The sequence below is a fragment of the Exiguobacterium sp. A1_3_1 genome, from assembly GCF_048985645.1.
GTDB lineage: Bacteria > Bacillota > Bacilli > Exiguobacteriales > Exiguobacteriaceae > Exiguobacterium_A > Exiguobacterium_A indicum.
Genome location: NZ_WBYY01000081.1, coordinates 1 through 13174, shown reverse-complemented (window position 1 = coordinate 13174; position 13174 = coordinate 1). Strand labels below are relative to the sequence as shown.

Here is a 13174-nt window from a genome sequence, read left to right as displayed (position 1 = left end):
ATGAGACGACACATGGTACACCAAAAGGTGCATTGCCAGAAAACGATTTAGCACAACAAGATGATTACCCGATCGATCCAGATGAGCATAAAGGTCCTAACTTTGATCGTCCAAAGGATTCAAATAAACCTATTGATCCACCAACTGATTTCAATCAGTTTTAAGTGCATTACAGCATCAACTATGTAATCAAAAAGGACATTATTCATTAATGTCCTTTTACTTATGAGAAAGAGGTGAACAACATTGAAACTCATCAAAGGAGATCAACTTACAAGTCACCTAGAAAAACATATTTTTATACAGTGTTTTGTTTTTGAAAATATCATCACTACAGCGAATGCGGCGAAAGTTAAGATATACTTCAACGAACCAATTTCACACTATTCAACGAGCCCTAAACAATTAGAATCTGCTCGAATTTTTGTTGGTGAAGTTCATTACCATCTAAGTCTTCCAACGCTTGAGAAGCGTTTTTATCTGGAGTTTTCAAATGGAAGCAAGCATCAAATCGTATTAGCTGCTCACGAACCAATTGATGAAATTATTGCCCTGCTCCAGTATTTTTTTAAGAATTATACTAGATAACATTAAAAGTGAGGAGTAGTCCTTAGACTACTCCTCACTTTTTGGGAGTTTTGATTATATCGATGCTCATTTACTGACACAGTGCAAATAAGTCATCAGTTCTAATCAACTTGAAATAACATTACTAACGTATTCCCCAATGAATAATCATTAAACCTTTTAAAGATTATTTGATAATTTATTTCTTATACAGATTACCTAGATTAAAATACTATTTTCAAAATAATTGAAATAATGATAAAGTGTTATAAAGTAAAATATTTTGTGCTTAGACGAATGGAGGAACGTAATGAAAATTAATTCATTAAGTACAGCCACTTTTTACAAAGAAGATACACAACTTGTAGAATTCGTTCATAAAATTGAATACTATGATCAACATTTACATAAAAAAGAGATGAAATATCCTTCTTTAATGAAACATTTACAACGACAGGCAAATCTATTGACGATTCAAGCGTTGAACAATTTGACTTCTATACATTTAGCGGAAGAACGTATGATCCAACTGGTAAGAAACACGTATAGTCCTTTTCATATACAAGAACGTGAGCTTGCTGGTCATCGTGACGCCCTATCTTATATACACGATCATCATATCGAATATTCAGTTTATGATTTTCGCATCGTATATATTATCCAAAAGGAAATAAATCAGTATTTGACTATTAATCAATTTAATGAAAAAACAAGTTTATTTCCTGATAATCCATTACTTCCCCACCCTATAACACCGACTAGTCAATGTCTTTCTACAGAAGACCTTCAACAGTTATTTTTTGAATTTCGATCATCGATTGAAGTCCAAAAACTGCATCCTTTAATTGCGATTCCATTATTACTCCATAAATTTTTTAAACAAATAAGAGGTCATTATGATGCATTAAGACTCATGAGGCTGTTGAATATTTACTTACTTCATCAATTTGATTATCGAATCCAATGTTACTTTTCACTCGATCGACAATTTAATGAATCCTACAACAGTTTTCATGACAGCTTCCTTCAGAGATGTAACGATCATGATGCTGATGCCATTTTACCGCCACATCAATGGATTCAATTCTACTTAGAAACTGTTCTTACAGCTTATAAGGAAACAAACAGCTTTATCAATATTTACAAAGACCGTTCCATTTCCGAAATCAAGATGGAGCAAATTTTTACGTTTATAACGTCCCAATCGGAACCTTTCACAAAACAACAGTTGTTAGAACATCACCCTGAGGCAGGTAAACAGCTCGTCGAAAAAATGCTGCGTATTTTGCGAAATAAAGGTCAGATGCGATGTATCGGAAAAGGAAAGAACATAAAGTGGGAATGGATATCAGAAGAGAGAATACAATAATGTCATAACTCTTACTTTCTGCCTTTTTTGTTCATTCAACTATCTTAAACAATGAGTTGTAGTTGACTCATACGAACTTTCTTTTTTCTCCGCAACATTGATGGGTAACCAAATCGTCTGGTTTTGCTAGAATTAATGTTCGACATCCCAAACAAGAAAATAATGTGATCTTAGCAGTTTTTGTAGTCAAACCATTTCTTCTTAGTTCGTTTTCAAAAATGAATTTAGATTGATAAGCAGAAACTGAATAAGAATACATTTTCAATCCTCCTTATATAGTGCTAGAAATAATACTTCTTGTCGCTCTTCTCCTTCTATCAAAATAATAATAAGAACAGTGTATTTTTATATACCCGAATTTAAAGATGTATAAATAATTAAATATATGATTGAAAATACTGTTTACTTTTTCATCATCACGTCCGATATATGAACTATACTTTCGTTACCAATTTATTTAGGAGGTTGAGCATGAGCGAAAAAAAACACTCCATTCGCACTCGATTATTGTTGATTATCGGACTAATCTTTACTTTATTTTTTATTCTAAGTAGTGCATCCCTTTACTTTAATACTAAACAAACTGCATTATCTACTTTAAAAGCTACATCTGAAAAAGATGCATTGCGAATTGCTTCTACTATCGATATGAATAAATACAAAGATTTTCTTAGTGATCTCACACCCTCAACAAAGTACGATCAATTGCGTGAACAATTAAATACCCTTCGAAAAGAAAACGGCTTGATGTATGCGTACACAGCACGAGTAGAAAATAATAAAGTTCATCTATTAGTAGATGGATTACCTGCAAAGGACGCTGTAAAAATTGATTCCCCTGCGACTGGAGCAAAAGCAAAAGATATGAAAAATGTGTTAAAAGGACAAACTTTTGCGACTGATGTCATTCAAGATCCTGATTATGGGGAGTACATCAGCGTGTATGTACCTTTAAAAAGTTCTTCGGGTCAAGTCATTGGTATTTTAGGAACGGATATTGCTGCGAAAGAAGTCACTGAATTAACGACTTCTTTGTTAAAACAAAACCTTCCTCTCTTTATCGGCTTATTATTGTTGTTACTCCTTGGAACGCTTATCTTGTTATATGTTGTTCTTGGACGGAAGTTAAGACCGCTCGAAACATTGCAATCAGTCGCAGACCTCATTGCTAAAGGACATCTTAAACAAGCAAAACAAACATTAACGGACTTGACCATTCCTTCAAAAGATGAAATTTATGCTTTAGCAATCTCCATTCGTGACATGAATGAGATGCTACGAGTAATGATTGCTGATATTAAACAAACATCAAATCTTGTCACGACGACAAGTCATTCAATCGATCATAGCACTACAGAAGTATTAGATGGTTCTACACAAATTGCGCGTACAATGGGAGAGATCGCAATCGGTACAGAGAGCCAGACACATGTCACACTCTCTTTAAATGAAGAAATGCAAAGTTTTTCTTCGCTGATTCAAACTGCCTCCGAATCTGGTCAGTCCATTCAAGAGACAACTGTAGATATGACTTCATTAACAAAAATCGGACGTGACCAAATGCAACAGTCAGTAGAACGAATGAATCACATTCATCAGCAAGTCATTCAATCTGCAGATCAGGTCGAGCAATTAAAACAACAATCTTCTGATATTCAAGCTTTAGTCGGAATCATTCGTGGTATTTCGGAACAAACCAATCTTCTTGCACTTAACGCAGCTATTGAAGCCGCTCGAGCTGGTGAACAAGGCAAAGGATTCGCTGTCGTCGCTACAGAGGTAAAAAATCTGTCGAGTCATGTTGCTAGTAGTGTGAGTGAAATCGCCTCAATCGTCACCTCAATCGAGGCGAGTGCAGCTCAGATGCAACAGAGTTTCTCTACTACAGTGCAAGCCACGGAAAGTGGTAAGCAAATCGTTCTTGAAACGGATAAGACATTTGAGAATCTATCATCCCAGGTTACTGACGTCTCTACGTCCACCAAACAAATGACGGAAAAAATGAATCATGTCTTAGCTTCTGAGCAAAAAATCCGAACGGCTCTTAAGGAGATTGCTACAGTTGCGGAAGAACACACGGCAAGTAATGAAGAGGTAGCAGCTGCATCGGAGCAGATGATCGCTACCATCACTACCTTGCATAATTTAGTAGAAAACTTGAATGAACGAACGAATCATTTGGAATCAGAATCGAAGAAATTTGATGTCTAAATTTCTCTAAACGGAAAGATAACCTTTGATATCAAAGGTTATCTTTCCGTTTCTTTTGATTAATGTTTCGGATAAGCTCTATGAATCACTTACTTTTTATAGCTCAACCACAATGAGTAGAAGGGATCTATTATAAAATGACTGAACCGCTAAATTCGTTTTCATCGCTTCCTCCTTCTGTTCAGAAGGAAAAATTGATTCATTTAATTCAAACTCTCCAACGTCTTCATACTAAACCAATGAAGGCAACCTATTACATCACTCTCACAATTTTTTTACCTTACCCATCATTTGAAAAAGTCATCCAACTTTTTGGAAGCTGGAACAACTTTTTAAATGAGAGTGGCATTGTAAAGGTTCCGATAAAGCCAGAAAAGAAAACAATACCTCGTACCTCAAAAGAAAAATCAATTTCGATTCGCAATAAACTATCAATAGAAGAGAGCTTACATTTATGTTCCAAAAAGATAGGTCCTTCATTTACTGTGCGTCAATATGCTGAATTGAGAAAAAAACATCCTTCCATGATGAGTGCTAGTAACATTACACATCATTACGGGAGCTGGAAGCAGGCATTAACTTACCATGGGTATCTTTCGGGTGATGCACAATCGAAAACAAACTGTTTGAAAGCACTCCAGTCTGCTTGCTTAGATTTAAATACATGTAACCTTACCATAACGCAATATCGGAAATGGTTAAGAGATAATGTAGGTCCATCTGTCGCTATGATTAAATTAAGATTTGGGAATTGGAATAACGCGCTAGCATCTCTCTCTGACTAATCTTTTTTCGCTTTTGAATGATAGAATTTTCTAGAAGAAGGGTATATATGCGAAGATAGCACATCATACTTACTTTATTATCCGTTTACTCATTTATCTTTTTAAGCTTTTTAAGGTAAATGGATTGGTCACATGAGAGGAGGTATATCCTTTGGATAAGATTGCTTTCGTCATTCATTTAGTTTTATTATTCATTTTAAACGTGTGTTACTTCAATGAAGCATTACACACCAGTTCTGTACTTATTTTGATTCTTTTATCCATCATCGAGGCTATTGTTCTTCAATTACTACTGAAACCACTCTTATTAAATCAGCCTATTTATCGTGTTTGCTCACAAAAGCAAAGAGAACAAACTGAACTTCCTCAGTAGTAGTAACTCAGCTTTAGATAAAGCAAATGTTCTTCTATGGCTTTTAATTAAATTCAATTTACCCAATAAAAATCTATTCCATTTTTAAGGAATAGATTTTTATTACGTCTATCAGTTTTTAAAACCAATTATTGTTCGTGTGTCCTTAGATGACCGGCACTGGATTTTCCTTTTTTATTTAATTTAGATTCCCTTCTATTCAATAGTTGAAAATTGTTTACTCTTTTAAAGCCTATCTTTTTAAGAAATGAATCCATGGACCACTAATCTATGATTCAGTGAAATCAGCATTTGAATATGGAGATTATAGTAGACATCAGAATAAGCGCTATGGCTTAGTCAATAAGAATGTGACCATTTCTAAATTACTACTTTAGTCGTCCCTTAAATGAAAATTCTTATTTCCGTATCTCAGTCAATTTTCAAAGCGATATGATGCATTTTATATGAGTAAATCACCCATCAATACGTCTTTCGAGTGATCAAACATCGAACTCACTTCGAGATAAAACTGGGACATAGTTTGATAAAGCAATGGACAGAAATCTATGGAGAAACACGTACTTCTCAAGGGTACATGTTTCTCCATTTTTTTGCTTTCAATACGAGAACCTTTTGGATTGTTTTAGTTGTATATAGATACTTAAAATGTCCATACCCCAAATTCATAAAATGTAGATGAAAAATAACTAACTGCAATGATTTTTGGAACGACTTATCTTTAATAATGTGATGAGACTTTTTATATTTTACGTTCGTCTATTAAGTGACTTGTGTTGACACAAGACTTTACACTTTCTTCACTATCTGAAAATTTTTACTTTAGAGGATAATCTAAACAATTGATAACATATACCGATATTACTGTCTGTATGGAAAAAACTCAGGAGGACTTGTATGCAAAACAAACGTACGCATTCTTTAAGAAACAGACTATCCCTTATTATCGGTATGATTCTTCTTTTATTTTTCTTGTTCAGTAACGTCGCACTTTATTTCAACACCACACAAACGGCACTGTCTACTCTCAAAAAGACAGCTACCCAAGATCTCCAACGGATCGCAAAACAAATTGATCCTACAACATATGAGCGTTTTCTCGTTCAACCTGAAGAAGGAACAGATTATGAGAAACTTCGTTCTCAGCTAGATGATCTGCGTCAACAAAATGGTCTTCTTTATACGTATACGGCACTCGTCGAAGATGATCACGTAAAGCTCATGGTAGATGGTAGCTCTTCGGAGAGCGCCAGTGACATCGGAGAACTTTCAACTGGCGCTTCTTACAAAGACGTAAAAGACGTTCTTTCAGGTAAGACACACGCTACTGATATCATCGAAGACAAGAAATACGGTAAATATATCAGTGTTTTTGTTCCGATTAAATCCGCTGACGGCAGCGTCATCGGTATTTTAGGTGGGGATATTTCAGCAGATGAGGTCCATGAACTCACGATGGCTCTCGCTAAACAAAACTTCCCGCTCTTCTTTTTAGGTCTCATCCTCTTCCTTGGTATCACATTGATTTACTTACGGTGGATTCTTATGCGCAAGCTTGATCCAATTCGTACGCTCCAAGAAGCCGCTCAATTCATTGCAGCAGGTGATTTAAAAAATGCGGATCTTCGATTGCGAGATTTGAAAGTGAGCACGAACGATGAGGTCCACTCCCTTGCCGTATCGATGCAAGACATGAACGACATGTTGAGTAAGATGATTGGCGAAATCAAAAAAACTTCTATATTGATCACTCAAACTAGTGAAACCATCGACTCTAGTTCACAGGAAGTCCTCGACGGATCGACGCAAATCGCGCATACGATGACCGAGATTGCTGTAGGAACTGAGAGCCAGACTCACGTAACTCATTCTCTCAACGAAGAGATGAATGCGTTCGCAGGTTTGATTCAGAGCACGGATGAAGTCAGCACGAATATTAATAACGCTACAATTGAGATGAATGAATTGACACAAGAGGGTCGCGCTCATATGCATCAGTCTGTCGAGCGAATGAACGTCATCCATTCTCACGTTCAACGTTCAACGAATCAAGTGCAAGAGCTCAATCGACAATCAGAAGAAATCCAAGGTCTCATTTCTATCATTCGTGATATCTCTGAACAAACCAATCTCCTGGCATTGAATGCTGCGATCGAAGCTGCTCGCGCTGGCGAGCAAGGAAAAGGATTTGCCGTCGTCGCTTCTGAGGTGAAGAACCTCTCCATGCACGTTGCAGAAAACGTCAGTCAAATCTCCTCTATTGTAAACAATGTCCTCATCAGTACGCGATCAATGGAAAAAAGTTTTACTGAGACAGTCAGTGAGACAGAGGCCGGTAAGCAATCCATTCTTGATACGGATCAATCCTTTAGTCGATTGACAGAACACGTCGATGTCGTGTCCCAGTCTTCACAACATATGGCGCGTCAAATGCAGAACGTCCTTCAATCAGAAAATCGCATTCGTCACGCGTTAGGCGAGATTGCATCCGTCGCTGAGGAACATACTGCAGGGAACGAAGAAGTCGCTGCAGCATCAGAACAGATGATTGGTACGGTCACTGCTTTGCATGATTTAGTTGTCACTTTAAACGAAACGACAGATGTTTTAGAAAAAGGGACAAATCGCTTTAAGATTTAAGGGTTATATCTTTCACCAAAAAACATCCCCTTGGTAGAATTGCTCTACAAAGGGGATGTTTTATTTTGACTTCATGACCGTTTAACACGACACCATGTATACGAAATTCACTATATTTCATATGAATAAAAAGCTAATATTGACTCTATTTAAATCGGCTTATCAAAATATGGCTTCTTATCAATACTCCACGTAAAGATCTGTGCCCGTGTATGACGATTCGGATCGTATAGAGGATCACCCTCGATTTCCGTGTAGGTCCGTGCATGATAGACAATAATATCTCGTCCCTGCTCATCTACCGTAAAGCTATTATGTCCTGGTCCATATTGGCCAGCCGCTTCGTTCGTCGCGAAGACGGGCCGCAATGACTTTTCCCAAACATCCGGATTCAATAGGTCAGCGTCTTCTGAAGCACTCAACATACCCATGCAATAATTCTCATCCGTTGCACTAGCAGAATACGTAATGAAGATTTGTCCATTACGCTTCAGGACTGCGGGTCCTTCGTTCACCAGAAAGCCTTTTGTCTCCCAATCAAGCTCTGGTTTCGTCAACATGACTTGCGGTTGTTGAATGGTCCAAGGATTCTTTAAAGAAGCGATATAAAGGTTCGAGTTCCCTTCGATGGAAGGATCTTTTTGTGCCCACACTAAGTAATGAACATCTTGATGTTCAAAAACGGTCGCATCAAGAGCAAACGAATCCCACTGTGTTTCAATTTGTCCTCGTTCTATCCATTCGCCTTCTAGCGGATTGTCCGAACCATTCTCTAACACGAACATGCGATGATCAAAAAGTCCGTTTACAATTTCACGTGACTTCGCAGCTGCAAAATAAAGATACCATTTTCCACGAATATGATGTAATTCGGGTGCCCAAATCAGATCACTCATCGGACCAGTATCAGGTTTTACCCAAGCTGTCACCGCTTCTACATCTTTTAGTTCATGAAGAGATGTAGCACGACGCAATTCGATTCGATCATATTCAGGAACGGATGCTGTAAAATAATAATAACCATCAGAATGGAGATACACCCATGGATCTGCCCGTTGCTCTAAAACAAGATTCCGATCCTCTGTCTGGTTCATCGTGTGACCTCCTCGTTGACCATCCTATTTTTAAAAACAGGCATTTCTCCCTGCCAAGAAAATGGTCGTATATACGTATGACGATTCGGATCCCATAATGGATCACCTTCGATTTCTTTATAGTTCCGCGCATGATAGACAATTATATCGGTCCCATCTGCGAGTGTCGTGAAACTGTTATGACCTGGTCCGTATTCACAGATTGACTCATTTGTCGTAAGAATGGGTTGCGGGTATTTTTTCCAATGAGTGGCATCTAACATATCTTCTTTTTCATCGATACGAAGAAGACCTACACAGTAGTTATGATTTGTTGCACTTGCCGAGAACGTCACATATATATGTCCATTCCGCTTCATAACAGCAGGTCCTTCGTTCACCAGAAAGCCAACTTTTTCCCATGAATATTCAGGTGTTGCAATCATTGTCTGGGGCCCTGTCAATGTCCAAGGATTCTCCATTTCAGAGATATAGAGATTGGAATTCCCTTCAATTTCAGGATCTTTCTGAGCCCAAATGTAATATAACCGGTTCTCATGCTCGAAAGTTGTTGCATCGAGGGCGAACGATTCTTTACATGTCTTGATTTGTCCTTTTTCCACCCATTCGCCTTCCAACGGATTGGCAGAACCATTCTCGAGAACATACATGCGATGATCAAAAATAGCATCTTCACGTGCCGCCGCGAAATAGAGGTACCATTTTCCTTTAATATAATGCAATTCTGGCGCCCAAATGTTGGCACTCATAATTCCAGTGGAGCGCTTCTTCCACACGACTTTTTCTTCTGCTCCAGTCAATTCCCCGAGCGTCTGAGCGCGACGTAGCGGAATCCCGCTAAAATCAGGTAAGGACGCCGTAAAATAATAATAGCCATCTGTATGACGCATGATCCATGGATCCGCGCGTTGTTCTACGATTGGATTTACGATTGTCTCTGTCATAATGAACGCTCCTCTGTTTCAAAGTGGATCGTTTGTAAGCTCAACTGTTTTAACAGGGTGTGTCTTTCGCGAAGCCGATACGCTTCTCTCTTGCTACTCGCTAGGAGAAGGGGTGAAATACCGATTTCCTCTGGTCGAATCGGGGCTTGTAACGAATTAAAAACGGACTCCATCTTCTGTCGTGTCGGGAGCTGAGTCGCCCACTCCTCCAGCTCCCTCGGTACAGTAGACTGCTCTTGAATCATCGCTTTATAGGTATCGATGAGTTCCATCGTCGCAATTGCAACTTTGGTGCCATGCAAGACCGCCGGACGTTCGTGTGTCAAGAAGTCCATCTCCCAGTAATGAGAGAGGTGGTGTTCTCCACCAGATGCAGGATGTGAGTGTCCAAAAATCAACATCGCAATTCCTGATAAAATCAATGAATCCATCAGCTGATCTAAACCTTCCGCTTTTTCTGCATAGATATCTGGTAGAGCTTTTACACAATCGAATAAAGCTTGTTCTGTCAATCGAGCAACTACAGGACAAAAGGGTTCTTGTCCATCAGAGGCACCAAAACGCCAATCCAGTAAGGAGGTGTACTTCCCAAGCATGTCGCCGACACCTGCCGCCACTAACGCACGAGGTGCATCACGGATAATGTCGCTTGGAATGAATACTGCAATTGGTGAGACGAGCTGATAGGTGATTTTCTTCCCTCTTATGATTAAGGGGGCTCCTTTTGAAGTAAATCCGTCCACTGAAGGAGCGGTCGGCACAGATAAGAATGGGATTTTTGCTTTTGCAGCACAAAACCGCGTCACATCATGAATGGTACCTGCTCCAAGTGCAATCAATGCATCCACACTATCATCCAGCTCGAGCATTACTTGTACAACTGCTAGTTCATCAGCTGCGACGTCCCCCTGTTTGTTCGGTGAGAGCGTGACTAAGGTTACATCAATTCCTACCGTCATCAATGCTTTCTGCAACGGGGAATAACCGACCGTCTGCGTAGTGACATCAGCGATGACGAGAAGATGCCGCCACTCTTTCTTCTGCACAAACTTGACTAGCGATTGCCACACCTTTTCCGAGGCATTGATTTGCTCAATCGAAATCGGATGGTGTGGATTTCCACAAGAACATGTGGCAACCTGCTTTTGTATCTGTTCGAGGTTCATCGACTGACTCCTTTCCCGACACGATATTCCGTTTCCCAGTGATACGTCTGCCCCGCCGATAATTGGATAGAAGGAAAATTACTGTGATGAACGGCGTCAGGAAGATGTTGAGGCTCCAGACAAACACCATAATATTTTCGAGAGCGTCCCTCACGTAACATCGTTTCTTCATTCATCTGGTTTCCTGAATAGAGCACGAGAGCAGGTGCAGTCGTAGACAACATCAAGGAGCGTTTACTTTCAGGATCGTACAGCGTCGCTTTTCGATGGTCGTCGAATAAAAAAGGATGATCATAACCATTGACGAGTTGATTTTGTGGATGGCTTGAAGCTGGACCATCTCCCAGCATTCGTCCTGATCGGAAGTCGAAAGGGGTCTGATCGACATCCAATAGGCGACCTGTAGGAATCAAATCATTTCGAAGCTCAGCAAATTGATTAGCCGGTAACGTCAATTCATGCTGTAAGATGTCTCGGTTTCCGCTACTTAGATTGAAATACGTATGATTTGTCATATCAACCACCGTATCCGTGTCACTGATTGCCTCATACATGATCTTGACACCGTCTTTTAACAACACAAACGAAGCTCTGACATCGAGTACCCCTTTATAGCCATTTTCACCATCAGGACTTACATACCGAAGAATGAGATGCGTATTAGATACGTCTTCCACTTTCCAGAATCGACAGTGGAGACCGTCTCCTCCGTGAAGATGATGCTTCCCTTCGTTTTGAGGCAGATGGTACGTTACACCGTCCATATCGAATGTTCCGTCCTCGATTCGCCCGGCGACACGGCCGACGGTCGCGCCCAAGTAATATGTGTCTGTCTTGTATTCTTCAACCGTATCGTAAGACAAGATGAGGTTTTTCCATCCCTCATCTTGAATCGAAAACTCTTGCAGAGTTGCTCCATATGTCAATATACGTAAACGACACATATCGTTCTCGAGCATAAATGCCGTCTGATCTACTACTTCTTGTCGTTCCATCTCAAGTCGCTCCTTTTTTACCAAACCTTCACCGGACAATGCTTTGTTGCAAGGCGTGCCCGATAAGAGACATAGCATCCGCATTTCAAACAGGTATCGTCCTGGTAAAACGAACAGACTGCACATTGACGAAGACGTTCCTGATATTCAGCGTCTGTGACTTGTGCCATGACTTCCGCGTCGATGGTCAATAACCAATCAGTGTCTACTTCTGTTGGAGGACAAGTACGACACCGTCTTGTCTCGACGATTTTCATCTCAGCGAACCGCCAGTGTGATGACGCTCATCGCTGGAACATCCATGATTAGCTTCCCGTCTTCTGTCACCTTGACCTCATGCTCACGTGGCGCAACCACGTCTGGTTGTTCAAACGTATTATGAGCATTGAGATGCTCTGCTGTTAAAATGCGCGCTGATACGTCCGAAATCGTCCCCATTCCCCGCAGATCAATTTCGACCTTATCACTATTTTGATGATCGAGCTGGCAGAGGCTAATATGCAATACACCATCAGCATCGCGAGAAGCTGTCGCGTTTACAGAAGGAATCGATTCTTCTTTGGCTACATAGTCACGCGTGATGGCTGCTAGCTCGACACGTTCAGCATCTTGATGGACGCGATACATCTCAAAGACATGGTATGTTGGCGTGAGAATGAACTGGTCCCCCTCCGTTAAAATCATTGCTTGAAGCACATTGACCATTTGCGCGATATTCGCCATGTGAACACGGTCATTATGCTTATGGAAGATATTGAAGTGAATTGCTGCGACGAGTGCATCTCGAATAGAGTTTTGTTGATACAAGAAGCCTGGGTTTGTTCCTGGTTCAACGTCGAACCATGTTCCCCATTCATCGATGATGAGACCGACCCGCTTCTCTGGATCATATTGATCCATGATTTGTCCATGCTTTGTGATCAGTTCATCCATGTAATAGGCACGTTTCAAGGTGAGGAACCATTCATCTTCCGTAAAGTCTAGCGCCGATCCCTTACCTAACCAAAAATCGCCTGGGATCGTATAATAG

The 13174-nt window shown here is 39.9% G+C and carries 11 protein-coding genes; 5 read left to right on the top strand and 6 right to left on the bottom strand.

Features of this window, described 5'->3' with window-relative positions:
• Positions 1–246 precede the first annotated feature (246 nt).
• The 5 genes from F8N00_RS09995 to F8N00_RS09975 all read left to right on the top strand — a co-directional run bounded on the left by F8N00_RS09995 (position 247) and on the right by F8N00_RS09975 (position 7945).
• A complete protein-coding gene (locus F8N00_RS09995; protein ID WP_421018159.1) occupies positions 247–588 on the top strand; it encodes a hypothetical protein in 342 nt (113 codons plus the stop codon).
• A gap of 289 nt (positions 589–877) precedes the next feature.
• Positions 878–1936 (top strand): hypothetical protein, encoded by a 1059-nt coding sequence (locus F8N00_RS09990; RefSeq protein WP_421018158.1) that lies wholly within the window; start codon positions 878–880, stop codon positions 1934–1936.
• A gap of 471 nt (positions 1937–2407) precedes the next feature.
• Complete coding sequence (locus F8N00_RS09985; protein WP_421018157.1) at positions 2408–4147, top strand: methyl-accepting chemotaxis protein; 1740 nt, start codon at positions 2408–2410, stop codon at positions 4145–4147.
• A 137-nt stretch (positions 4148–4284) separates the two neighbouring features.
• A complete protein-coding gene (locus F8N00_RS09980; protein ID WP_421018156.1) occupies positions 4285–4932 on the top strand; it encodes a hypothetical protein in 648 nt (215 codons plus the stop codon).
• 1270 nt (positions 4933–6202) lie between these two features.
• Positions 6203–7945: a methyl-accepting chemotaxis protein gene (locus tag F8N00_RS09975; protein WP_421018155.1), complete on the top strand. Its 1743-nt coding sequence runs from the start codon at positions 6203–6205 to the stop codon at positions 7943–7945.
• A 149-nt stretch (positions 7946–8094) separates the two neighbouring features.
• On the opposite strand, the gene F8N00_RS09970 is transcribed toward F8N00_RS09975, so the two are convergent.
• From F8N00_RS09970 to F8N00_RS09945, 6 genes are all read right to left on the bottom strand, one after another.
• Complete coding sequence (locus tag F8N00_RS09970; RefSeq protein ID WP_421018154.1) at positions 8095–9039, bottom strand: family 43 glycosylhydrolase; 945 nt, start codon at positions 9037–9039, stop codon at positions 8095–8097.
• Positions 9036–9983, bottom strand: a complete 948-nt coding sequence (locus F8N00_RS09965) for a family 43 glycosylhydrolase (protein WP_421018153.1) — start codon at positions 9981–9983, stop codon at positions 9036–9038. The genes F8N00_RS09970 and F8N00_RS09965 overlap by 4 nt, the downstream gene beginning before the upstream one ends.
• Positions 9980–11149 (bottom strand): sn-glycerol-1-phosphate dehydrogenase, encoded by a 1170-nt coding sequence (locus F8N00_RS09960; protein WP_421018152.1) that lies wholly within the window; start codon positions 11147–11149, stop codon positions 9980–9982. The genes F8N00_RS09965 and F8N00_RS09960 overlap by 4 nt, the downstream gene beginning before the upstream one ends.
• A complete protein-coding gene (locus F8N00_RS09955; protein WP_421018151.1) occupies positions 11146–12144 on the bottom strand; it encodes an aldose epimerase family protein in 999 nt (332 codons plus the stop codon). Before F8N00_RS09955 ends, F8N00_RS09960 begins: the two co-directional genes overlap by 4 nt.
• A 17-nt stretch (positions 12145–12161) precedes the next feature.
• The gene (locus tag F8N00_RS09950; RefSeq protein ID WP_421018150.1) at positions 12162–12401 is read right to left on the bottom strand and encodes a DUF6171 family protein; all 240 of its coding nucleotides are present in this window, start codon (positions 12399–12401) and stop codon (positions 12162–12164) included.
• 1 nt (position 12402) lies between these two features.
• A partial coding sequence (locus tag F8N00_RS09945; protein ID WP_421018149.1) for an alpha-L-arabinofuranosidase C-terminal domain-containing protein occupies positions 12403–13174 on the bottom strand: 772 nt, incomplete at its 5' end.

What these genes read in the sequence shown, in the direction of transcription:
- F8N00_RS09990 (WP_421018158.1), top strand. Translation starts at nt 878, where the DNA reads ATGAAAATTAATTCATTAAGTACAGCCACTTTTTACAAAGAAGATACA.
- F8N00_RS09985 (WP_421018157.1), top strand. Translation starts at nt 2,408, where the DNA reads ATGAGCGAAAAAAAACACTCCATTCGCACTCGATTATTGTTGATTATC.
- F8N00_RS09980 (WP_421018156.1), top strand. Translation starts at nt 4,285, where the DNA reads ATGACTGAACCGCTAAATTCGTTTTCATCGCTTCCTCCTTCTGTTCAG.
- F8N00_RS09975 (WP_421018155.1), top strand. Translation starts at nt 6,203, where the DNA reads ATGCAAAACAAACGTACGCATTCTTTAAGAAACAGACTATCCCTTATT.
- F8N00_RS09970 (WP_421018154.1), bottom strand. Translation starts at nt 9,039, where the DNA reads ATGAACCAGACAGAGGATCGGAATCTTGTTTTAGAGCAACGGGCAGAT.
- F8N00_RS09965 (WP_421018153.1), bottom strand. Translation starts at nt 9,983, where the DNA reads ATGACAGAGACAATCGTAAATCCAATCGTAGAACAACGCGCGGATCCA.
- F8N00_RS09960 (WP_421018152.1), bottom strand. Translation starts at nt 11,149, where the DNA reads ATGAACCTCGAACAGATACAAAAGCAGGTTGCCACATGTTCTTGTGGA.
- F8N00_RS09955 (WP_421018151.1), bottom strand. Translation starts at nt 12,144, where the DNA reads ATGGAACGACAAGAAGTAGTAGATCAGACGGCATTTATGCTCGAGAAC.
- F8N00_RS09950 (WP_421018150.1), bottom strand. Translation starts at nt 12,401, where the DNA reads ATGAAAATCGTCGAGACAAGACGGTGTCGTACTTGTCCTCCAACAGAA.